Origin of the sequence: Thalassospira sp. B30-1 (genome assembly GCF_015767575.1) — a bacterium.
GTDB lineage: Bacteria > Pseudomonadota > Alphaproteobacteria > Rhodospirillales > Thalassospiraceae > Thalassospira > Thalassospira xiamenensis.
In genome coordinates this window covers 1,318,150-1,340,140 of the sequence record NZ_CP065232.1, presented here as the reverse complement: position 1 = coordinate 1,340,140, position 21,991 = coordinate 1,318,150, and the positions used below count along the sequence as shown (strand labels likewise).

Below are 21,991 nucleotides of genomic sequence, written 5' to 3'. Positions count from 1 at the left end.
ATGAAACCATGAAAATCCTTGTTACCGGCGCAACCGGCCAGCTCGGAAGCCTTGTCGTCAAACATCTGCTGAGCCGTGTTTCTGCTGATCAGATCGCCGTAAGTGTACGTGATGTTGCCAAGGCAGAGGACATTGCGGCCAGGGGCGTTGATGTCCGCCATGGCGATTTTGATGATCTTGCCCTGATGACCAATGCGTTCAAAGGCATTGATATCGCGCTGATCATTTCGGGTGAAACCGATGTTGAAACCCGCATCAAACAGCACCGTACCGCCGTTGATGCCGCCAAAGCAGCCGGTGTCAGCCATCTGGTCTATACCAGCTTTATCGATGCGCGCCCTGAAAGCCCGTTTACCTATGCCTCGATCCATGCCGACACCGAAAGCTACATCAAGGCAAGCGGCCTGTCCTTCACCTTGCTTCGCAACAGCTTCTATACCGACCTTCTGATGGCAGGCGTGCCGCATGCGCTTGAAACCGGCGATTTCGGTGCCCCGGCCGGCAATGGCAAGGTCAGCTATATTCCGCGTAACGACCTTGCCGAAGCCGCCGCTGCCGTCCTTGCCAACCCGGCCGATCACGTCAATCAGACCTACGAGCTTTCCGGCACACCCATCGGCTTTGCCGATATCGCCGCCATCATTGCCAACGCAACCGGCAAGGATATCCGTTATGTCGATCTGCCGCCCGAGGTCCATACCGGCATTCTGGCAAGCTTTGGCCTGCCCGATCATCTGGTCGACGCCCTGACCGGCATGTATGTCGGCACACGCAATGGCGATTATGAACAGACCAGCGATGATTTCGCCAAGGTTGTTGGCCGCGCACCGCAAAGCACCGCGGACTTTCTGAAAGAGGCGCTTAAATGAGCCGCGCCAAAACAATCCTTGCTGCCAGCCTGATCGTCACCTTGGTTGCCATCGGCTTCGCCTTGCCCGCCCATGCGGGCGAGGTCGAAGACCGCAACACCGCCAATGTCGTCGCGTTTTATGACATGGTTTTCAATCAGCGCGATGTTGACGGCGCGATCACGAAATATATCGGCGATGAATATATCCAGCATAACCCGTTTGTTGCCGATGGCATTGACGGCTTCCGCGATGGCATTACCGGCTGGCTGAATTCTGATGCGTCGATCCATGCCGAAATCGTCCGTACTGTCGCCGAGGGCAATCTGGTGGTTACCCATGTCAGGTCCCTTTCGGCAGAAGGCGAAAGTGCGGTAATGGATATCTTCCGCCTTGATGATGCCGGCAAGATCATCGAACACTGGGACGTCGCCCAGCCGGTCCCGGCCGAACAGGCGCATGACAACACGATGTTCTAAAACCGGGGTTCTAAAACCGGGCTTCCTCCCCTGTTGCAAAAATGAAAAACGGGCCGACTTTGGCCCGTTTTTTCATGTCTTCGATTGGGTGAAAGGATTTAGTCCTCGGCGTCAAGTTCGACAAACACAACTTCGCCGTTCTTGAGCTTGAGCCCGATCTGTCCGTGTTTGAGTTGCAGGGCATATTGCCCGAACAATTCGCGCCGCCAGCCATGCATCGCCGGGACGTCGGCATTGTCATCAGCCGCGATATTCTGCAAATCGTCGCTGGATGCCACCAGCCGCTGGGCGACGCCCTTTTCCTCGGAACAGAGTTTGAGCAGCACCTTGAGCAGCTCCACCGTCGGGCCGATGCCCGATGGAAGGTCGGGGCGGAATTTTGGTTGTGGCCAATCTTCCTGCGGGCTGTCAAGCGCGGCCTGAATGGCTTCGATGATCGCCTGACCGGGTTTGCTGCTGCCGAAATTGCGGCCAACACCACGGGTCTTGTCGAGATCCTTGTCGGTCAATGGATGCCGGGCGGCGATATCAAGCAGCGTATCATCGCGCAGAACACGGTTACGCGGCAGGTTCTTGCGTTGTGCCTCGGTCTCGCGCCATTCGCCAAGCGCGCGCGCCACCGCCAGGAATTTCGGGCTGTTGGAGCGGGTTTTAAGCCGAAGCCAGGCTTCCTTGGGATCAATCGTATAGATCGACGGATCGGTCAGGCGTTCCATTTCCTCGGCCAGCCAATAGGCCCGGCCATTGGCTTCGAGGCGTTCGTGGAAGGCTTCGTAAATCACGCGAAGATGCGTCACATCCGACAGCGCATAGCTGAGCTGCTTGGTTGAAAGCGGGCGGTGCGACCAGTCGGTAAAGCGCATCGATTTATCGATATTCTTGCGCACCACCTTGTTGACCAGCGTCTCGTAACCGACCTGATCGCCATAGCCAAGCACCATCGCCGCCACCTGGGTATCAAATACCGGGTGCGGGACCCTGCCGCTGAGATGGACGAAAATCTCGATATCCTGACGGGCGGCGTGAAACACCTTGACCACGCTTTCGTCCTGCATCAGGTCGAACAACGGGGCAAGGTCAATGCCCTCGGCCAGCGGATCAACCGCCGCACCATTATCGGATGCTTCGGGGCTTGCCAACTGCACAAGGCAAAGCTGCGGCCAATAGGTCGAATCGCGCATGAACTCGGTATCGACCGTGACATATTCGAACTGCCGGAGCTTTTCGCACAACGCGCGCAGTTCTTCTGTATTTGTAATTGGTTCCATAAACCTTGCTATAACATTGCCGGGCGCGATCCGCCAGTAGCTTCGATATGGCAGCTATCATGCGCAAAAAGCACTAAAAAACGCCGTCTTAGATGATTTCATCCTCGTCAAGCAGCGGATCGGATTGCAGATGGGTTTCGATGGCATCCATGCGTTCCTGCAATTCCGATGACCGTTTGATCGCTGCCACATGGAAAAGCGCATCGCCCTGATTGACAATCGGCAGATTGGTCCGCCCGATGATCAATCCGGCATGTTTCGCCACGACCTCTGCATCGCGAAGGCCAAACGGATCGGAGACGGCGGCCACCACATCGCCTTCGTTGACGAACTCGCCCGCGATCTTGAAGGTCCTTAAAATCCCGCCGACCGGCGCACGCAGCCAGTAACTGCTGGATGATTTGAAAGGGGGGACTTTCGGATCACGGATTGATCTGCCCGACGTCATGCCAAGCTTGCGCATCACGCGCAAAACCCCCGAAACACCGGCCCGGATCGACATTTCATCAAAACGCAGCCCCTCGCCCGCTTCATAGAGCAGGATCGGCACCTCGGCCTCCTTGCCGGCCTGGCGCAGCGAGCCTTCGCGCAGCGGACTGGTCAGGATGATCGGGGCGCCGAAGGCCTCGGCATAGGCCATGATATCCTCGTCATCTTCATTGACCCTGATCTGGGGCAGATTCACGCGGTTCACGGCTGCGGAATGCAGATCGATGCCGAAATCGGACCGTTCGACAATTTCAGTCAGAAAAAGATGGGCAAGCTGTGCGGCAAGGGAGCCCGCCGAATGACCGGGGAAACACCGATTAAGGTCGCGGCGGTCGGGCAGATAGCGCGTATGGTTCAGAAACCCGAACGCATTGACGACCGGAACCGCCAGCAAGGTTCCATGCATCCCGCGAAGGGCGGGCGATTTCAGAACCCGGCGGATGACCTCCACCCCGACGATTTCATCGCCATGCACGGCACCACTAACGAACAGAACCGGGCCGGGGCGTTTGCCATGCACCACATTGACGGTCAGATTGACCGGCGTGTGATTGGATAAAAGTGAGATCGGAATATCAACGATCTGGCGGGTGCCCGCAGGCACCCTTTTATCGCCAATCTCGAAGTCCGGGGTTCTGGCTACCTTTGCCGATCTGGCGTTGGATACTTTCTTCCCGATCTCGTTCACAGTTTATCCCTTGCCTTTGGTCCGCACCTTGCCGGGGCGGTGATCCTTTTCCATGAATTCGATAATCATTCCGGCAATGTCCTTGCCGGTTGCCCCTTCGATGCCTTCCAGCCCGGGCGATGAATTGACTTCCATCACCACCGGACCGTGGTTGGAGCGAAGAATATCGACACCACAGACATTTAGCCCCATCGCCTTGGCGGCTTCAACTGCTGTTGCACGTTCCTGCGGAGTAATACGCACGGCCCGCGCCGAACCGCCGCGATGAATGTTGGACCGGAAATCACCCTCCGCCCCGGTGCGTTCCATGCTGGCAATGACTTTCTCGCCAATTACAAAGCAGCGAATATCGGTATTGCCCGCTTCCTTGATGAATTCCTGCACCATGATATCGACATTGGCCCCGCGGAAGGCCTCGATCACGGATTTGGCGGATTTTTCGGTTTCGCCAAGAACCACACCAATGCCCTGGGTGCCTTCCAGAAGCTTGATCACCACCGGCGCACCGCCAACAATCGAAAGAACCTCGTCGGTTTTTTTCGGATCATGGGCAAAGGCCGTCACCGGCAGGCCGACACCACGCCGCGACAGGATCTGCAAGGAGCGCAGCTTGTCACGTGACCGGCCAATCGCCACGGATTCGTTTAACGGATAAACCCCCATCATTTCAAACTGACGCAGCACCGCCAGTCCGAAAAACGTCACCGAAACGCCGATACGCGGAATAACCGCGTCATACCCGGTCAGTTTCTTGCCGCCGTAATAGATTTCCGGCTTCAGCGACGTGATGTTCATCGTCACGCGCAAGGTGTTGATGACATCAATCTCGTGCCCGCGACTTTCGGCCGCCTCGACCAGCCGTTTGTGGGAGTACAGATTAGGATTGCGCGCAAGCATTGCGATTTTCATGCAATGGACTCCCGTGGTCGAGCGTTACAGAATGTGTCGAAGGTTCAACGACAGCGTCGGATCATTGTTCCGAAACGGTGCCGGATTGCAGCGCCGTATAAACCTGTTCCGGTTTCCCCGCCAGATAAGATTTTGACGGTTGGACCAAAAATCTTCCTGCCTTCATTGCCGTGCGCCCCAGCAGCATGGGAAAGCCCATCAATGAACGGTTTGCCAATGAAATCTCGACCCGGATTTTATGATGCCCGACGGCAATATGGGTCGAAATCACATAACGTTCCTCGGCCTCGCCGTTGGAACTGCGAATCTCGCGGGTTTCAACAAGCGGTGCCGTGCATTCGATACGACCATGCCCGTCACCGCGGTAATGCGGCAAGATGAATTTTACGAATTTTTGGTTATCGCGTTCAATCATGCGGGGATTAAGCGCATGAAGCGACGATGTCCGCGCCCCGGTATCGACCTTGGCCTTCATCAACGGCACGTCAAAATCCGGTAGTCCGATCCATTCGCGCCAGCCCAGAACATGTCCGGACTGGACCAGTGCATCGGTCTTGGATTTCAGGGACGGTTTAACCTTGGTCTTGCGCGGGGTCACATGCACTATCCGGTAATTTGCAATCGGGCGAATATAACGCGCAACATCTTGCCTCGCCTATCGAAAATGCGTCTGACTGCTACGTCAATCCTGTTGACCATCCATAACAGCCCGCACCAGCGGCAATGTCACCGCGCGCTTTTGCGCCAATGCCTGCCGGTCAATCGCGGCCACAAGTTCGGTAAGCGCGACAAAGCTGCGTTCGATGCGTGGCAGGATATAGGCAATGATCTGCGGGCCAGGTGCCATCTGCCGGTCGGCGAACAGCTTGATCAGAAGTCCGACCATCAAGTCGTCATCGGGCGGGGAAATTTCGCAGACCAGTGCCGCCCCCAGCCGTGATTTCAAATCCGGCAGATCGACTTTCCAGCGCGATGGGGGCTGCTGTGCGGTCATCAGCAAATGCCCGCCGCGTTCTTTGAGCATATTATAAAGATGGAAACACACCGTCTCGTCGAGGCCAAGATCGGCATCCTCGATGACAAGCCCGGTGGCATCGCCCAGAAGCACGTCCGGATTCGCCCCGACAAGGTCACGCCCCGAAACGCTTAGCGCGGCCGACCGTGCCCGCCATACTTCCGCAAGGTGGCTTTTGCCCGATCCGCGCGGACCATAAAGGCAAAGGGCAGGAACCGGCCATTCCGGCCAGTGATCAATCCATGAAACGGCTTCGCGATTACAATCGGCGACCATGAAATCGGCCCGCCCCAATGCCGGGCGCAGTTCCAGTTCCAGCGGCAACTGTTGCGGCGATAATTCCGGCATATGGCCGTCGCCACCCTTTTCGGGTGCAGCGGGCGTTTCGTCCGGGGCCGTCTTTTGGGGTGCGCGGGTCACTGTGTTCTCAATTCTCGGCGTCTTTTAACGGATCATAGGCCGGATTGTCAGGGCCGTGATCATATAACCGGCTATCCAGATACTGCCTTAAGCCATATCGCACAAGCACACCGATCACCGCAGCCACCGGTACGGCCAGCATCACACCCAGCAATCCGAAAACAGCACCCCCGGCCAGCAGGGCAAACATCACCCAGACCGCATGCAGACCGACCTTGTCGCCGACCAGTTTCGGGGTCAGGAAGTTGCCTTCCATCACCTGCCCGGCCCCGAAAACAAGGGCGACCAGCGCCAGATCGACACTGACGCCAAACTGCGCCAATGCCACGCCCATGCCAACGGCGAACCCGGCAAACATGCCGAAATAGGGTACAAAGGACACGAGCCCGGTCATCAGGCCAATGACAAAGCCGAATTCAAGCCCAACCGCCGTCAGGCCCAGCGCGTAGAACAGGCCAAGCAAAATGCAAACCGTGGCCTGCCCGCGCACGAAGCCAGCCAGGGTTTCATCAATTTCGCGCGCGCATTGGCGGATATCCTCGGCCGAACGGCGCGGCAGATATCCATCGATCTTGGCAACGATCTTGTCCCAGTCACGCAGCAGGTAAAACGCCACAACCGGGGTAATGAACACAAGGCTGAGGAAGTTCAGCAACGCAAGCCCCCCCGAAAGCACATTGGTCAGAAGGTTGCCGACCCATTTGATCGCGTTCGCGGTCTGGCCTTTGACCGAATCCGATATGCCTTCAAGCGTTTCGGGCGCGATGCGGTCGATGATGTGCTGCACATACGGTGCTACGGTCGTCCGCAATGTGTCGATATAACCGGGCAGTCTTTCAAGGAAGCCTGCTAGCTGGCTGCCGATCATCGGCACGATCAGCAACAACACGAAAATGAAAATCAGGAAAAACAGAACCGTGATGATCGTCGTGGCAATCGTCCGGTTGATCCCGCGTGCTTCCAGCCGGTCGGCCAGCGGATCAAGGAAATAGGCAATCGCCATCCCGGCCACAAACGGCAGCAGGATGCCGGAAAAAAGCCAGATCAGAACGAAAAAACCGACAATGAAAATCAGCCAGAAACGGGCCTGTTGCCGAAACGTCATATCCGTTTTTCCCCTTGTTTCGCTGTCATGTCGCCGTGATGATGCCCGCCCCCAAAATATTTGCGAACATCCTGCACGGTTAAGCCTCAGGCGGCATTATCCGCCAATCGACAGGTCCTGCAAACGCTCCGACCCGGCAGGCTGGATGAACCAGATATCCCCCATCTGGCTCAGGCTCAGATTCTGTTGTGCCAGGGCGGTGCGAAGCTGATCGGTCGAACCGACATAATCCACAGCAATCTGTACTTCACGGCGCGACATTGCGACGACCCGGCTGTTACGTACCACCGGAGAGTCGATAATGCGTTCCTCGATCCTGGCCCAGTCATCAAGACCGGTGATCGGAATGAACACCATCAACTGCCCGCCGGTGCCGTAATTGATCAGGTTGGCACGTTTCCAGCCGTCCGAAAGCTGGTCCTGTACGCCTTTGGCCGCGCGAACCAGCGTTTCGTTCAGGCTTTCGCCCGGCTGGGTGGTTTCGGTCACGCCAAAAATCTGTGGCGCACCGCCCGCGTCATATCGGGTGGCGGTCACATCAACCGTTTCCGCGCCGGTTTCACCACGGACCGTGGCGCTGGCGACAACGGCGACATTCGCACCATAGCGGCGGGCAAGCTCGTTCAAGCGGTCGATCGCACCATTTTCAGCCTGCTCGGCCGAAACAATGCCGATATCCTGCAAATCGCCAATTGGTGCCTTGACCGGGACCAGACCGCCCGATGCGAAATTGCGGCTCCAGATATCGCGCCACGGATTGGGGTCATCCCACAGGCTGGTGTAACCGCCCGAATGATAGATCGGCACAATGATCACCGGCTTGGACTGCAATTCGGCAAACGGGATATCGCGGAAACGCAAATAATTGCGAAGTTCGTTTTCCTTGAAGCGCACCGTCATGTCGGCGATATAGCGCACCGAGGATGTTTTCTCGTTCGAAACGCCGAAATCGCGCACCATATTATTGATGTCGTTCTGGTTTGGCGTGCCAAGACTTCTGCGGTCTTCGGGCAATGTCAGGCGTGCCACAACCTCATCGAAGGCCTTGCGCTGACCGATGGCTAGGGCCTGATCACGTGCGGCGGCGGCGGTTTCCGCACTTTCGTCAACATGCACCCCCGATACCGAAAAGATATCCTGCGCAAATACCGGAAAGGATAAGGACGCCGAAAGTCCGACGACACCTGCCAACAGCCTGAAACTTTTGAGTCTTGTAAGCACGTTTGCCTCTTTGCCCATTTTTCGATGGTTTGATGCTTCTTGTGGCACGAGTGAAGCATTCTGGAAAGAAAACTCTCCCATGCGCACCTGAGCATTGCATATTGCCCACGTTTGAGTATTTTCGGCCCAGCGGAAATTATCAAGCCCGCGTTTTTTATCAGTATGATGACTTTTGGCTTCTTATTGCCCTGATTAAAGGCGTAACCAAGGCGAAAGTTCCAGCCCCGGTTGCCAAAACCCGGCCTGATCGCCCTTACTGATGAAAAACGCGGGTTGCCCGCTTTGTTTTATCCATGCGCTTAAGCCGAGGATCACCCAATGACCGCCTCCAACGGCCTTACCTATAAGGACTCCGGTGTCGATATCGATGCTGGCAATGCCCTTGTCGATGCTATCAAACCGCTGGCCAAAGCAACCAGCAGAACCGGCGTTACCGGTGGTTTGGGGGGATTCGGCGCTTTGTTCGACCTGAAAGCTGCCGGTTATAATGATCCGGTTCTGGTTTCCTGCACCGATGGTGTCGGCACCAAGCTTAAAGTCGCCTTTCTGGCCGACAAACACGATACCGTCGGCATCGACCTTGTCGCGATGAGCGTCAATGACCTTGTGGTCCAGGGGGCGGAGCCGCTTCTGTTCCTTGATTACTTTGCCACCGGCAAACTTGCCGTTGATAAGGCAACCGACGTTGTTGCCGGTATTGCCGAGGGTTGCAAGCAGGCGGGCTGCGCGTTGATCGGCGGCGAAACCGCCGAAATGCCGGGCATGTATGCGGACGGTGAATATGATCTGGCCGGTTTTGCGGTTGGGGCGGCGGAACGCGGCGAACTGCTTGATGGTTCCAACGTTGCCGAGGGCGATGTGATCCTTGGCCTGGCATCCAGTGGCGTTCATTCCAACGGTTATTCGCTGGTGCGCAAGGTTGTCGACATGGCCGGTCTTGGTTACGGCGATGATGCCCCGTTTGCACCGGGCAAAAATGTTGGCGAGGCGCTGCTTGAACCGACCAAAATCTATGTCAAAAGCTGTTTGGCGGCCCACAAAGCCGGTCTGGTCAAGGCGCTGGCGCATATCACCGGTGGCGGTTTGACCGAAAACGTCCCGCGCGTTTTGCCCGAAAACCTGACGGCGGTGTTTGACGCCAGCACGTGGGAATTCCTTCCGATTTTCAAATGGCTGTCCAAACAGGGCGGCATCCCGTCGGTTGAAATGGCGCGGACCTTTAATTGCGGCATTGGCATGTGCGTTGTGGTTCCGGCCGACAAGGCAGATGAGGCCGAAGCGCTTTTGCGCGAACACGGCGAAACCGTCAGCCAGATCGGTGTGATCGGCCCGCGTGCCGGTGATGGCCCGCAGGTCATCATCAAAAACATGGCCGCTGCATGGGAAAAGTAACGCCGCTAAAACTCGCCGTTCTGGTATCGGGCGGCGGGTCGAACCTTCAGGCGATCATTGATGCCTGCAAGGCGTCTGATTATCCGGCCGAAATCGTTCTGGTGTTTTCCAACCAGCTTGACGCAGGCGGGCTTGAACGGGCGCGCCGTGCCGGTATCCGGGCCGAGGCGATATCGCACAAGGGCTTTGAAGGTGGGCGCGAAGCCTATGACAGCACGGTCAGCAACCTGATTGAAGAATCCGGTGCCGATCTGGTGGTTCTGGCGGGTTATCTGCGTCTGGTCAGTGAAAGCTTCGTGACGCGCTGGGAAGGCCGCCTGATCAATATTCATCCGTCCCTTCTGCCAAGCTTCAAGGGCCTGCACGTTCATCAGGCCGCCCTTGATGCCGGGGTGAAATATTCCGGCTGCACGGTGCATTATGTGGTGCCCGAAGTCGACAGCGGCCCGATCATTGCGCAGGCCGTGGTGCCGGTCCTGCCCGGTGATGATGCAGGTACGCTGGCGCAGCGCATCCTGAAACAGGAACATCGTATTTATCCGCAGGTGATCCGCTGGATCGCCGAGGGCCGGGTTTCGGTCGATGAAGCCGGGATCGTTACGGTCGCCGATGCGAATGCCCCGGATTTCGCGCAAATCAATCCGGTGCCTGAACCGAATTGACTGCGCCCGTGGCGGGCGATCCGCACATGGTTCAGGGGCAGGTAAAAACCTGTCCCTTTTCTTGTCTGCTGGTATCACGAAAAATGATCTGGCAGTTTCTGATATTGGTCATATTTCATTCGCATTTCTCAGGTCTTTTCTCCTGCGACCTGTCCACCGGATCAGAGCCCCAAAAACATGAAATTATCCGTGCTGCGCCTGAACATTCCCCAAGCCATCCTGATGCATACATCCCTTCTGGCTGCTGTATTGGTGGCACCGATGCTGCTTTGTGCCGATGAAGCCCGCGCCGATGAACAGAGCTGGTCCCAACGCAAGTGCCAGTTTTACCAGTCGTTTCGCGACCAGCTTCAAACGAGCCAGGATAAAAGCGAGCTTGGAGAGGAATTTCTAAAAAGCGAAGATGCCTTTGTTGCATCGGGATGCACCGGACGCATCCATGTCTGTCCGACCACCGAGGCTGAACTCGATTACGCCAATAAAATGTCCCTGAGAATGATGAATGAAGGCGCCACGGGTTCCTTCCTGCCCTATTCCTGCGCCCCGACAGACTGACATCCGCATCGGGCTTTATTGGCCAAATGAATGATATCGCCAGTTAATCTGCGTCTTGCGTCGCAACAACTTCACGTCTATACACTGGAGAAATTCTAAACGCAGGAGGCTAATTTGCAGGGTAAAGACTACGAACTGACCAAAACCCACGTCGACATCTATAACGGCTATACCGTCTTTATGAAGTGGGGCACTCTTTCTGTTGTCGCCATTCTGATCCTGATGGCAATCTTCCTGCTGTGATCGCCTGATCGCGGGGTAAAACATGCAAAGCTGCCGGTTTCGGCAGCTTTTTTCTTGGCCCAAAACAAACGCCTGACGTTATTTTGATGATCTTTATTCACCCCTGAAATGTGTTACTATGCGTTTGGTATTTCCCGCCAAGGGTCACGCCACACCTGTAACAAGTCAGGGAGGAAACAATGCAGGGAAGCGACTACGATAACAATCTGGTTGAGGTCCACCAGCATGGCTGGGAAAACTGGACCAAATTCATGCTCTGGAGCGTCATTTCAATTGCCGTCCTGCTGTTATTGATGGCGGCATTCCTGCTCTGATCGGCTGTATATTTCAGGCATAAAAAAACGCCCCGCACATGATGCGGGGCGCTTCTTATCCGGCGAACCGGAAACCGTATTTCATATCGCTTAACCGACGATGTCGGAGCTTTAAGGCTTAACCGACGATGTCGGAACTTTAAGGCTTAACCGACGATGTCGGTCTGGGCGAAGAAATAGGAAATTTCGATTGCAGCATTTTCAAGCGAGTCCGAACCATGGACCGAGTTCGCTTCGATGGATTCTGCAAACTGTTTGCGAATGGTGCCTTCCTCGGCATTGGCCGGGTTGGTAGCGCCCATAACTTCGCGGTATTTGGCAACAGCATTTTCGCCTTCCAGAGCCTGGACGACGACCGGGCCGGAAACCATGAAGTCCACGAGTTCGCCAAAGAACGAACGTTCCTTGTGAACAGCATAGAAGCCTTCGGCCTGTGCACGGGTCAGAGCGACACGCTTCTGCGCGACGATGCGAAGGCCTGCGTCTTCGATGACGGCATTGATTTTGCCCGTCAGGTTGCGGCGCGTTGCGTCCGGCTTGATGATCGAAAGAGTGCGTTCGATAGCCATTGGTTTCACCTAGCTACTTGTAAAAATTCGTTACCCCCAAGAAGGGACTGCGGAAGATAAAAAAGCCGACGACAAGGCTTCCTTATCATCCGCAGACCCTAAGGTTGGCGCTATATAAACGCCCTTGGTTCGCAACGCAACACATAGTTCGGTCCGCGCAATTCAGACCTGCGCCCCTTGCATCGGGGGTTGAACAGGTGTGAAAAGCCGCCAAATCCCGTGAAACTGCGCGCCTTGCCGCCCCATCACGCACGCATTTTGTCCTGTTGGTCCTGTGATCGAGTGTTCATGACAGTTTCAAGAATCCTTGCGTCACGGCCCTCCCTGCCCTATTGAAAGCACAGATTTTCAAACGATTCCCGAACGCGGACCCGAAATGCTGCAAATTACCGACCTGACCTACCGCATTGGCGGACGTATGATCCTTGATCACGTTACGCTGACCGTGCCTGATGGCTATAAACTGGGCCTGATCGGGCGGAACGGCGCGGGCAAATCCACGTTGCTGAAACTGATTTCCGGGGAAATCGCGTCTGATGGCGGCGATGTGTCGCTGTCAAACCGGACCCGCATGGGTGTCGTGTCACAGGAAGCCCCCGCCGGGGAACGATCCCTGCTTGATACCGTGCTTGATGCCGATACAGAACGCGCAAGCCTGCTGCACGAAGCCGAAAACGTCACCGATCCTAACCGGATCGCCGACATCTATACCCGGCTTGCCGATATCGATGCCCACACCGCCGAAGCACGCGCCGCATCGATCCTGTCGGGCCTTGGTTTCGATGCCGAAGCCCAGCAACGCCCGTGCGATGATTTTTCCGGCGGCTGGCGGATGCGTGTTGCCCTGGCGGCAACCCTGTTCCTGCAACCCGACCTGCTGCTGCTTGACGAGCCGACCAACCACCTTGATCTTGAAGCCACCATCTGGCTTGAAAACTATCTGATCAACTATCCCGGCACGATCATCCTGATCAGTCACGACCGTGACCTTCTGAACAAGGCGGTCAAACATATTGCCCATCTGACCGATGGCAAGGTGACGATGTATGGCGGCAATTACGACAAATTTGCCAAAACGCGCCGCGAGCAGATGGAACTGGCGTCCAAGCATTACGAAAAACAGGTCGCCCAGCAAAAACACATCCAGTCCTTCATCGACCGGTTCCGCGCCAAGGCCAGCAAGGCCAAACAGGCGCAAAGCCGTATCAAGATGCTGGAAAAAATGGGACCGGCGATTGCCGTTGTCGAAGACCGCAGCATTTCGTTCGACTTCCCAAGCCCCAAGGAACTGCCACCGCCCCTGATCAATATCCATAACGGCGATGTCGGCTATGAACCCGGCAAACCGGTTTTGCGCAATATCAGCCTGCGCATTGATATGGATGACCGCATCGCGCTTCTGGGTGCCAACGGTAACGGTAAATCGACACTGGCCAAACTTCTTGCCAACCGGCTTGAACTGATGGCCGGGGAAAAGGTTGCGTCGGGCAAGCTGCGCATCGGTTATTTTGCACAGCATCAGACTGACGAGCTTCGCCCCGATGAAACCCCGTATCAGCATATGGCTGCCCTGATGCCTGATGTCATCGAACACAAGGTCCGGGCCCAGCTTGGCCGTTTTGCGTTTGAAGGCCAGAAAGGTGACACCAAGGTCAAGGACCTTTCGGGTGGGGAAAAGGCGCGTCTGCTGTTTGCGCTGATGACGCTTGATGCGCCGCATATGCTGATCCTTGACGAACCGACCAACCACCTTGATATCGACAGCCGCGATGCGCTTAATCATGCGCTTAATGCCTATGAAGGTGCGGTGATCATCATCAGCCACGATCCCTATCTGATCGAAGCCTGTGCGGATCGACTTATTCTGGTTGCCGATGGTGCGGTCACCGCCTTTGACGGCGACGTTGCCGAATATCGCCAGTATCTGCTGAACCGGGCACGTGATGAACGCCGCGCGGACAAGGCAGAAGCCAACGAAAACGGCGAACCGGCACGGCCCGAGGACAAAGGCAACCGCAAGGCATTGCGCCAGCAGGCTGCCGAAAAACGCAAGGCCGCAGCCCCCATCAAGCGCGAGATTGAAAACCTTGAAAAGCAGATGGAAAAGCTGACCGCGCGTCGTGACAAAATCAAGGACGAGATGGCCGATCCGGCGCTTTACGAGCCCGATAACGCCACCAAACTGACCACCTTGCAAAAAGACCTTGGCAAGATCGAAAACGAACTGGCCGAGATCGAAACCCGCTGGATGGAAAAGCAGGAAGAATACGAACAGAAGGTGGCGTAGGCCGCCGCCTTCTGGCGTCTCCCCTGTTTTGACGTCAATCCCGCCCCACTGCCATCAAGTCGCCGAATTCTCCCCGCAGCTTTTCCCAAGGGCAAAGCAAACAATGCGGGAGACGGACCATGGTTGAACTCATCTATGGGACCGACGGCGCAGATGTGCTTGTCGGAACAGAGCAGGACGATCATATTTTTGGGCGCGCGGGCAGTGATGATATCCGCGGGCTTGGCGGCAATGACCGCTTCTATGAGATCGGACCGGGGGACGATACGCTTGATGGCGGTGCCGGTCATGATCATTTCCATGCAAGTATCGGTGACGACACGCTGCTTGGCGGGTCGGGCAATGACAAACTTGATGGCGGCCCGGGGGCCGATGTCATTGACGGCGGTCCTGGCCGCGATGAAATTCGATTTTCCTATTCAAATGACTCGGCCAAGGAAGGCGTCATCGTCAATCTTGCCACCGGCATTGGTGTGGGCGGCGATGCGGATGGCGACCGCTATTTCAATATCGAAGACATCCGTGATTCACGCTATGGCGACATTCTGATCGGCGATGACGGCAACAACGCCTTTTTCCAAACTGGTGCTGGCGACGGCGATGTGATGAATGGCGGCGGCGGCGATGACACTTTCTATGCCGCATATGGCTCTGCTTTTTCTGAGGAACAGACAAGCATTTTCATCGGCGGCGAAGGGTCTGACACCATCAGCTACATCGCCGGCTGGGGCAATGATGCGCCTTATGGTGAATATGGTCCGCAACCGGTCATCAATCTTGAAACCGGCACGGGCCGCACAGGCGATCATTTCATCAGCATCGAAAATGTCGATGGCAGCAATCAAAGCGACCTGATCATCGGCGATGATAACGATAACCGCCTGATCGGCAACAAGGGCGGCGATACCATCTATGGCCGCGATGGCGACGACGTCATTGTCGGCGAAAACATCCATGGCGAAGCCGGAAATGATACGCTCACCGGCGAATGGTATGATGTCTCGCTTTATGGCGGCGACGGCCATGACACACTTGATGCCGGCCCCATCGCCCATGAAGCCTTCTCCGACAACATCCTTTCGGGTGGTGGCGGCAATGACTGGCTTCAGGGCAATATCGGCGACGATACTTTCGTCTTCGACGCCGAAGCCTCCAGCCGTGATCGTGTGGTTGATTTCGAAAGCGGCAATGACGGCGATACCCTGCTCCTGACCGCTGATCTTCAGGCCAGATCGGGCATTACCGATTTCGACAGCCTGCTTGATCATGCGACTGAAACCGATGGCGGCGATCTTTACATCGATTTCAGCAACGGCGATCCATGGACCTTTGGGGTCATTGTTGAAGATATCACCAAGGACGACCTGACACCCGACAATGTCGAGTTCGGCTAGACCCCGCCCCCGAAACACCAAGGGCCGCCCGGTTTATCGCAAGGCGGCCTTTTTGTTCGGCATTTCCCGTTTCTGGTCTTGTCCGTCAGGTTGCAGCTGGTTGATAGATCCCTGGCACGAAATAGCTGTATCGCTTTCGAACTGTTCGAAATACCGATCAACAAGGTGATCGCGAATGTTGCGGGTTAACCAAACCCTTCAGGCGATTTGGTCAAATCCTTGCGCCTGATGCGTCAAAACCAATTCCCAATGCCAATAACCAGCGACCGAAACCATCCGGAAAGGATGACACAGCAAGCTATTGTCAAACCATAAGAACTTGCAAAAAATATATCCACAATGTAGAAAAAGCAACAATCACATCAATCATTGATTTAGTCCGGGCGCAAAAGTGCGGGCGATTAATTGTACCAATTTATCGTTCTGCCATTAATGCGAAAGAGTCCCCGGATTGACAAAACTGAAACCGGTTCCCGTATCAAACTTTGACACCAATGATATCGAGCCACGTCATCGTTTTGACGCATGGCAGGAAAATATCGGTATCTTTTTTGATGTAACGATGTCCGATCATGAATGTCATCTCACGAATTTTTTTGCACAGATCGATGTTTACGACCTTCAGGAAACGGTTTTTGGTGTCACCAGATCACAAGCCCAGCAGTTTTTACGGCATCCCCGCCGAGTGATCGATGATGATATGGACCACATTCTGGTTCAGCTTTTTCTGCAGGGCGGCGGCCTTACCAAAGAGAATGAGCGCATTGTCGCGGGCGACATGCTTATCATCGATCTTTCTTACCCCCACGACATGATCACGGGTGATTTTGAAAACCTTACGCTTGTTCTGCCACGGGAATTGCGACCAGATATCTCGGATATGCTCGCGCCACTGCATGGACTGAAGCTTTCCAAGGACAACCCGATGGTCCGCTTTATGGCCACCGGTTTTCTGAACCTTTGGAAGAACATTCCTGACATGACAACTCAGCAAGCTGTTAGTGCCGTGCAAGGAACTCTCGGCCTGATGCAAGGATGCTTGCCGTGCGAAGGCCTGCTTCCCGAGGAAATCGACGCGCCAACATCAGTTGCCCTTGCAAAGGTTATCTACCGCTATATTGACGCCAACCTTGCCGAAAACATCACGCCAGCAAGCCTTGCACTGCTCTTTCGAATGTCAAGAACACATATCTATCGCATTTTTGCCCCGCATGGCGGGGTCGCAAATTATCTTTGGGATCGCCGTTTGCAGCGGAGCTTTCAATTGCTGTCGCAACAGCGTTACAGCCACAAGAACATTGGCAGCATTGCCTTTGAATGCGGTTTTAACAGTGAGTCCCATTTTAGCCGCGCATTCCGCGCCAAATTCCATTCAACACCAAGTCAGACCCGTGCCGATGCCGTGAACGCCCAATTGCATCATCACGGCAAAGCCACAACGTCAACCGGCTACGCCGCAGGGTTGCCAAACTGGGTGCGGCGGCTTTAGAACCGGTATTCCAGCCCCAGATAGCCTGAAGCAGTGCGTTCGTCGCCAGTTGCAAGCCCCAGTTCCATGTCTGCGACAACCGTCATCCGCCGGTCCACGTCATAGCGCATATTGCCCCCGACATATCCCCCGTACGAGGACGTATCACCGGTTCCCTGATAGCGTAAAACCGGACCGTTGCCGAGCCCGACATCAACGCTGTCACGCCCGAAATAGCTGTATTTCATCCCGCCGCGCAGTTCCATCTCGCCCCGGCCATCTGCAAGCGCCTGACGGGCTGCCAATTGCAAACGGCCATTGATCACATCCACACCATGCCCCTTAACCCGAAGATTGGATGATGTCGTGCCGGTTTCGGTGTATTCACCGTAATAGCCATAGGTGTAATTAACCTCGGCCGATGGCCGCAATTCAATCCCGCCGCCGATGTCAATCGACCGGACCACCGCCAGTGACGGACTGATATAGACACTGTTGTAATCTGATTGTGCGGTTTCCTCGCCGGTCAGGTTATCGACCACAAGACGTTTATCCTGATGGCGTTGATAGCCGACGACCAACGCCCCGTCGATAGCCCAGTCGCCAACCACATATTCACCATATCCGCCGACAAAAAAGCCGTTGCTGTCACTTTCGACCGATGCCTCGTCGGTTTTCATCCCTGCAACGGACGCCCCGCCAAACACACCGATACTGTGGTCATCAATCGGCTTTTCATATCCGCCGATCACGCCACCAACCCGGCTGCGATAGCCCAAATTCGCCCCGTCATCGCCGCGTTTTTTGTACCCACCAAAAACATGTCCCCAGACAAAGGGCATCTGCGGCGCATATAACATACCCGGTTCAAGTTCGCTGGCCGCGACCACAACCGATTGCGGTTTGTTTGATCGTGCCAGTTGCTGGCTGACCGCCTGATGAATGCCGGCTGCCGTCGTTCCCAGCGCCGCCCGATTGGCAGCAAGACCTGTCGGATCTGCGATCACCACCGTCGATCCACTTTGCCGGACAAGCCCCTCACCGCCAGCCGATGTATTCACCGTACCGGCATTGCTGATGCTCAGGGTCGATGACCGCGCCCCGGCCGATGTATCGATATTGACCACATTGGTGCCTGCACCAAGATTAATCGTCCCGACAATCGTCGCACCTGGCTTGATGTTCAGGGTCTGGTTGCTCGACCCCACAATCGCCTCGGTCGCCGACCCGGTCGCGATCACCTTCCCGCTGACATTGATCGTCCCGTTGGCCCCTGTGGATCTGATCCCGGCAAGTCCTGCACCCGATACGGTGACGGTTCCGCCGTCACTGACCGTAAGGGTGTTGCCGCTACCGACTGATCGTATTCCGTCGGCATTCGTGCTGGTAATCGCACCGCTATTGACAAGTGTCGAATTATTTCCGTCGCTCCGCATGCCCTCGCCATCGCTGCCGCTTGTGGTAATCGTACCGCTATTGACAGCTGTTACGCCATTCCCGTCAGCGTACATGCCACGGGAACGAAGTCCGCTTGTCGTGATTGTACCGCTATTGGAAAGTGTCGAACCGCTATTGGTGCTTCCGATGCCATAGGAATCTGTTCCGCTTGTCGTAATCGTACCGCTATTAACGAGTGTCGAATTGGCGTTGGCGCTGTTTAGACCGTACGAACCATCTCCGCTTGTCGTAAGCGTGCCGTTATTGACAAGTGTCGAATTGGTTCCGGTGCCATTTATGGCATGGGCATTCGCACCGCCTGTCGTAAGCGTGCCATTGTTGAAAAATTTAGAACCCGGCCCGAAACTGGCCATTCCGTAACCGCTCGCTGCGTCTGTCCGAATTGTACCGTTATTAACAAACTGCGCATTTCTAGCCCCCCCATCACCAAATATGCCCACGCGCCCGCCACCCACCGTCGTGATCGTGCCGTTATTGGTTACACGCACGCCGTCTGCGCTAACAGTGATGGCGGCGCTATTCGCCGGCGTCGTAACATTGAGAACCCCGCCCTGCTCGATCAATCCGGTTTCCCCGACGCTCAGGGTTTTGGCAACCGTATCGGTGACACCGCCAGAAACGGTAAAATCTGCGGCCTGCGCCGCATGACCCGATAATGCTGCACCAACAAACGCCAAGGGAACTACCCGTCGACGTAACAATCTGAATCCCTTAGCCATTTATCCCCCCAATGATGCCGGAGAGAATAACACGCCTAAGATTTTTGTTTTGACTGAGCATCCCAAATTATTGTTACGAGCGTACAGAACGACATGCTTTGATCCGAAACCAGTCCTGACTTTGGCTGGACATTGATGCGCCAATAATTCGGTGAGCAACGCATTTAAAGACAAAGCTTTATTCTCAGGCTTCGTCGCGATTTCACCTGCCCTGATCCAGAAAAACGAAAGGCCGCCCGATTATGACAGGGCGGCCTTTGTTCTGTTCAGGTTGCGGTGGGCTGATTGACCCTGGCCGAAAGGGCCGCGTGGCTTTCCACCCGTTCGGAATACCGATCGACAAGGTGATCGCGAACATCGCGGGTTAACAGCGTGAACTTCACCAGTTCTTCCATCACATCGACAATCCGGTCGTAATAGGGGGACGGCTTCATGCGCCCCGCCTCATCAAACTCGTTCCATGCCTTGGCGACCGATGACTGATTGGGAATGGTCAATAACCGCATCCAGCGCCCCAGAATGCGCAACTGATTGACCGTGTTAAAGCTTTGGCTGCCGCCGCACACCTGCATCACGGCCAATGTCTTGCCCTGCGTCGGGCGCACCGCGCCAAGCGAAAGCGGTATCCAGTCGATCTGGCTTTTCATAAGGCCGGTCATCGCCCCATGCCGCTCGGGCGAGGACCACACCATCCCCTCGCACCAGCTTACAAGATCGCGAAGCTCCGCCACTTTGGGATGATCGGCACCGGTTTCGTCGACCAGGGGCAGGCCTGCGGGGTTGAATATCCTGACCTCTGCACCAAACCGGGTCAGGATGCGCGCGGCTTCCTCGGCGGCGAAACGCGAAAAGCTGCGTTCACGAAGCGAGCCATAAAGCACCAATATGCGCGGCGCATGGGTGCTGTGTGCCGTGGGGAACAATGCCGCAGCCGGGATCGACGCGAACTGTTCGTCCTGAATATTGGGAGTATCAGCCAACGCGCGCTCCTTTCTCGTTTAAAATCATTTCGCCGTCTTCCTTGTAAAGCGGCCCGGCCGGCAGGTGATCGAGCAGATCAAGTACCGTTTCGGATGGACGACACAACCGAACACCTTTGGGCGATGCCACAATCGGCCGGTTGACCAGAACCGGGTGTGCCAGCATCGCCGAGATCAGGGCATCGTCCGATATCGCGTCATCAAGCAAGCCCAATTCTGCGGCGGGTGATCTGGTCGTGCGCAATGCCGTGCGCGGCGTCAGGTCGGCAGCGGCAAAAAGAGCGACAAGCTGCGGTCGGGTCCAGCCTTCTTTCAGATATTCGATCACCTGATAGGGATCGCCGGATTTCTCGATGATATTGAGGACATTGCGCGATGTGCCGCAATCCGGATTGTGGTGGACAACGATCATGGCAGAACCTTATGAAAGCTTGTTTTGTGCTTCGGGGAAATGGGCGCGTGTCCGGTTGGCAAAAGCCACCAGCGACAGCATCACCGGCACCTCGACCAGAACACCCACCACGGTTGCCAATGCCGCCCCGGAATTAAGGCCAAACAGACTGATCGCCACCGCAACCGCCAGTTCGAAAAAGTTTGATGTCCCGATCATCGCGCAGGGGGCAGCCATCCGATGCGGAATACGCAGCAGGAACGCCGCCCCATAGGCCAGCGCGAAAATCCCGTAGCTTTGAATGAGGATCGGCACCGCAATCAGGAAAATCACCAAGGGCTGTCGCAGGATCACATCGCCCTGAAGCCCGAACAGAATGGCGACCGTCGCAATCAGGCCAAGGATCGACCATGGCTTGACCCGGGCGGAAAATCTTTCGATTGCGTCCTTTGATCCCAGGATCCGGCGCGTTAGCAACCCGGCCAGAAGCGGCAGAACCACATAAAGCACGGTTGCCAGAACCAGTGTTTCCCAAGGGACGGCAATGTCGGTCACGCCGAGCAACAATGCGACAATCGGCGCGAATGCCACAACCATGATCAGATCATTGACCGATACCTGTACCAGCGTGTAGGTCGCATCGCCCCGCGTCAGTTGCGACCAGACAAACACCATCGCCGTGCACGGTGCCGCCCCCAGAAGGATCAGACCGGCGATATATTGCGCGGCGTCAGCTGGTGCAATCCAGGGGGCAAAAACATGTTCGAAAAACACCACTGCCAGAAACGCCATGGTGAACGGCTTGATCAGCCAGTTGACCACCAGCGTCACCAGAAGCCCCTTGGGCTGGCGGGCCACCCCGGCCACGGCGGCGAAATCAACCCCGACCATCATCGGATAGACCATCGCCCAGATCAGAACGGCGACCACAAGATTGATCGACGCCACCTCGCTTGCGGCAATCGCATCGACAAGCCCCGGGGCAACCACGCCGATCACAACCCCGCCAATCATGGCAAGCCCGACCCAAAGGGTCAGAAACCGTTCGAACACGCCAAGTTTGCCACTATCGGCACCATTGTTTGCGCGATTATTCTCTGTCATCGGAATTCCCTGT

At 55.9% G+C, this 21,991-nt stretch carries 22 protein-coding genes; 10 read left to right on the top strand and 12 right to left on the bottom strand.

What is annotated here, in order from left to right; all coding sequences use genetic code 11:
• Positions 1-8: 8 nt before the first annotated feature.
• The gene (locus tag IT971_RS06315) at positions 9-869 is read left to right on the top strand and encodes an SDR family oxidoreductase (RefSeq protein WP_063093829.1); all 861 of its coding nucleotides are present in this window, start codon (positions 9-11) and stop codon (positions 867-869) included.
• Entirely contained in the window at positions 866-1,327 is a 462-nt protein-coding gene (locus IT971_RS06310; protein ID WP_063093827.1) for a nuclear transport factor 2 family protein, read from the top strand. Before IT971_RS06315 ends, IT971_RS06310 begins: the two co-directional genes overlap by 4 nt.
• A gap of 98 nt (positions 1,328-1,425) precedes the next feature.
• On the opposite strand, the gene rnd is transcribed toward IT971_RS06310, so the two are convergent.
• The 7 genes from rnd to IT971_RS06275 all read right to left on the bottom strand — a co-directional run bounded on the left by rnd (position 1,426) and on the right by IT971_RS06275 (position 8,442).
• Positions 1,426-2,595 carry a ribonuclease D gene (rnd, locus tag IT971_RS06305; RefSeq protein ID WP_063093825.1) on the bottom strand — a complete coding sequence of 390 codons (1,170 nt, stop codon included), beginning with the start codon at positions 2,593-2,595 and terminating at the stop codon, positions 1,426-1,428.
• An 88-nt stretch (positions 2,596-2,683) separates the two neighbouring features.
• Positions 2,684-3,772, bottom strand: coding sequence for a succinylglutamate desuccinylase/aspartoacylase family protein (locus IT971_RS06300; RefSeq protein ID WP_007090853.1), 1,089 nt, complete (start codon positions 3,770-3,772; stop codon positions 2,684-2,686).
• Between the two features lie 3 nt (positions 3,773-3,775).
• Positions 3,776-4,681: a 30S ribosomal protein S6--L-glutamate ligase gene (gene rimK / locus IT971_RS06295; RefSeq protein ID WP_007090852.1), complete on the bottom strand. Its 906-nt coding sequence runs from the start codon at positions 4,679-4,681 to the stop codon at positions 3,776-3,778.
• A 61-nt stretch (positions 4,682-4,742) separates the two neighbouring features.
• The gene (locus tag IT971_RS06290) at positions 4,743-5,279 is read right to left on the bottom strand and encodes a RimK/LysX family protein (RefSeq protein ID WP_007090851.1); all 537 of its coding nucleotides are present in this window, start codon (positions 5,277-5,279) and stop codon (positions 4,743-4,745) included.
• An 84-nt stretch (positions 5,280-5,363) separates the two neighbouring features.
• A complete protein-coding gene (locus IT971_RS06285) occupies positions 5,364-6,116 on the bottom strand; it encodes a DnaA ATPase domain-containing protein (RefSeq protein ID WP_007090850.1) in 753 nt (250 codons plus the stop codon).
• A gap of 7 nt (positions 6,117-6,123) precedes the next feature.
• Entirely contained in the window at positions 6,124-7,221 is a 1,098-nt protein-coding gene (locus tag IT971_RS06280) for an AI-2E family transporter (RefSeq protein ID WP_007090849.1), read from the bottom strand.
• 96 nt (positions 7,222-7,317) lie between these two features.
• Entirely contained in the window at positions 7,318-8,442 is a 1,125-nt protein-coding gene (locus tag IT971_RS06275) for a DUF2066 domain-containing protein (protein ID WP_223305040.1), read from the bottom strand.
• A gap of 318 nt (positions 8,443-8,760) precedes the next feature.
• Here IT971_RS06275 and purM point away from each other — a divergent pair, with 318 nt between their 5' ends.
• The 5 genes from purM (at position 8,761) to IT971_RS06250 (ending at position 11,608) form a co-directional block, all read left to right on the top strand.
• Positions 8,761-9,834, top strand: a complete 1,074-nt coding sequence (gene purM, locus IT971_RS06270) for a phosphoribosylformylglycinamidine cyclo-ligase (protein WP_007090847.1) — start codon at positions 8,761-8,763, stop codon at positions 9,832-9,834.
• Positions 9,822-10,496, top strand: a complete 675-nt coding sequence (gene purN / locus IT971_RS06265) for a phosphoribosylglycinamide formyltransferase (protein WP_063093822.1) — start codon at positions 9,822-9,824, stop codon at positions 10,494-10,496. The genes purM and purN overlap by 13 nt, the downstream gene beginning before the upstream one ends.
• Before the next feature lie 177 nt (positions 10,497-10,673).
• Positions 10,674-11,051: a hypothetical protein gene (locus IT971_RS06260; protein ID WP_063093820.1), complete on the top strand. Its 378-nt coding sequence runs from the start codon at positions 10,674-10,676 to the stop codon at positions 11,049-11,051.
• Between the two features lie 114 nt (positions 11,052-11,165).
• Positions 11,166-11,294, top strand: a complete 129-nt coding sequence (locus tag IT971_RS06255; RefSeq protein ID WP_007091417.1) for an aa3-type cytochrome c oxidase subunit IV — start codon at positions 11,166-11,168, stop codon at positions 11,292-11,294.
• Between the two features lie 179 nt (positions 11,295-11,473).
• Entirely contained in the window at positions 11,474-11,608 is a 135-nt protein-coding gene (locus IT971_RS06250; RefSeq protein WP_110252298.1) for an aa3-type cytochrome c oxidase subunit IV, read from the top strand.
• Between the two features lie 146 nt (positions 11,609-11,754).
• Here the strand turns inward: IT971_RS06250 and ndk are convergent, their stop codons facing one another.
• Entirely contained in the window at positions 11,755-12,177 is a 423-nt protein-coding gene (ndk, locus tag IT971_RS06245) for a nucleoside-diphosphate kinase (protein WP_007091418.1), read from the bottom strand.
• A 376-nt stretch (positions 12,178-12,553) separates the two neighbouring features.
• On the opposite strand from ndk, the gene IT971_RS06240 reads away from it, so the two are divergent.
• From IT971_RS06240 to IT971_RS06230, 3 genes are all read left to right on the top strand, one after another.
• Positions 12,554-14,464, top strand: coding sequence for an ABC-F family ATP-binding cassette domain-containing protein (locus tag IT971_RS06240; RefSeq protein ID WP_063093818.1), 1,911 nt, complete (start codon positions 12,554-12,556; stop codon positions 14,462-14,464).
• 119 nt (positions 14,465-14,583) lie between these two features.
• Complete coding sequence (locus tag IT971_RS06235; protein ID WP_063093816.1) at positions 14,584-15,858, top strand: calcium-binding protein; 1,275 nt, start codon at positions 14,584-14,586, stop codon at positions 15,856-15,858.
• A 451-nt stretch (positions 15,859-16,309) separates the two neighbouring features.
• Entirely contained in the window at positions 16,310-17,347 is a 1,038-nt protein-coding gene (locus tag IT971_RS06230; protein ID WP_063093812.1) for a helix-turn-helix domain-containing protein, read from the top strand.
• Here the strand turns inward: IT971_RS06230 and IT971_RS06225 are convergent.
• From IT971_RS06225 to arsB, 4 genes are all read right to left on the bottom strand, one after another.
• Complete coding sequence (locus IT971_RS06225) at positions 17,344-19,503, bottom strand: autotransporter domain-containing protein (RefSeq protein ID WP_063093810.1); 2,160 nt, start codon at positions 19,501-19,503, stop codon at positions 17,344-17,346. The two genes, IT971_RS06230 and IT971_RS06225, sit on opposite strands and share 4 nt — an antisense overlap.
• Before the next feature lie 266 nt (positions 19,504-19,769).
• Positions 19,770-20,483, bottom strand: coding sequence for an arsenical resistance protein ArsH (arsH, locus tag IT971_RS06220; RefSeq protein WP_063093808.1), 714 nt, complete (start codon positions 20,481-20,483; stop codon positions 19,770-19,772).
• Positions 20,476-20,895, bottom strand: a complete 420-nt coding sequence (locus IT971_RS06215) for an arsenate reductase family protein (protein WP_063093806.1) — start codon at positions 20,893-20,895, stop codon at positions 20,476-20,478. The genes arsH and IT971_RS06215 overlap by 8 nt, the downstream gene beginning before the upstream one ends.
• Positions 20,896-20,904: 9 nt before the next feature.
• Entirely contained in the window at positions 20,905-21,978 is a 1,074-nt protein-coding gene (gene arsB / locus IT971_RS06210) for an ACR3 family arsenite efflux transporter (protein ID WP_063093804.1), read from the bottom strand.
• Between the last annotated feature and the right edge of the window lie 13 nt (positions 21,979-21,991).

Bases quoted from the DNA above. Each gene is read 5' to 3' on its own strand.
- IT971_RS06315 (WP_063093829.1), top strand. From the start codon at position 9: ATGAAAATCCTTGTTACCGGCGCAACCGGCCAGCTCGGAAGCCTTGTC.
- IT971_RS06310 (WP_063093827.1), top strand. From the start codon at position 866: ATGAGCCGCGCCAAAACAATCCTTGCTGCCAGCCTGATCGTCACCTTG.
- rnd (WP_063093825.1), bottom strand. From the start codon at position 2,595: ATGGAACCAATTACAAATACAGAAGAACTGCGCGCGTTGTGCGAAAAG.
- rimK (WP_007090852.1), bottom strand. From the start codon at position 4,681: ATGAAAATCGCAATGCTTGCGCGCAATCCTAATCTGTACTCCCACAAA.
- IT971_RS06280 (WP_007090849.1), bottom strand. From the start codon at position 7,221: ATGACGTTTCGGCAACAGGCCCGTTTCTGGCTGATTTTCATTGTCGGT.
- purM (WP_007090847.1), top strand. From the start codon at position 8,761: ATGACCGCCTCCAACGGCCTTACCTATAAGGACTCCGGTGTCGATATC.
- purN (WP_063093822.1), top strand. From the start codon at position 9,822: ATGGGAAAAGTAACGCCGCTAAAACTCGCCGTTCTGGTATCGGGCGGC.
- IT971_RS06260 (WP_063093820.1), top strand. From the start codon at position 10,674: ATGAAATTATCCGTGCTGCGCCTGAACATTCCCCAAGCCATCCTGATG.
- IT971_RS06250 (WP_110252298.1), top strand. From the start codon at position 11,474: ATGCAGGGAAGCGACTACGATAACAATCTGGTTGAGGTCCACCAGCAT.
- ndk (WP_007091418.1), bottom strand. From the start codon at position 12,177: ATGGCTATCGAACGCACTCTTTCGATCATCAAGCCGGACGCAACGCGC.
- IT971_RS06240 (WP_063093818.1), top strand. From the start codon at position 12,554: ATGCTGCAAATTACCGACCTGACCTACCGCATTGGCGGACGTATGATC.
- IT971_RS06235 (WP_063093816.1), top strand. From the start codon at position 14,584: ATGGTTGAACTCATCTATGGGACCGACGGCGCAGATGTGCTTGTCGGA.
- IT971_RS06225 (WP_063093810.1), bottom strand. From the start codon at position 19,503: ATGGCTAAGGGATTCAGATTGTTACGTCGACGGGTAGTTCCCTTGGCG.
- IT971_RS06215 (WP_063093806.1), bottom strand. From the start codon at position 20,895: ATGATCGTTGTCCACCACAATCCGGATTGCGGCACATCGCGCAATGTC.
- arsB (WP_063093804.1), bottom strand. From the start codon at position 21,978: ATGACAGAGAATAATCGCGCAAACAATGGTGCCGATAGTGGCAAACTT.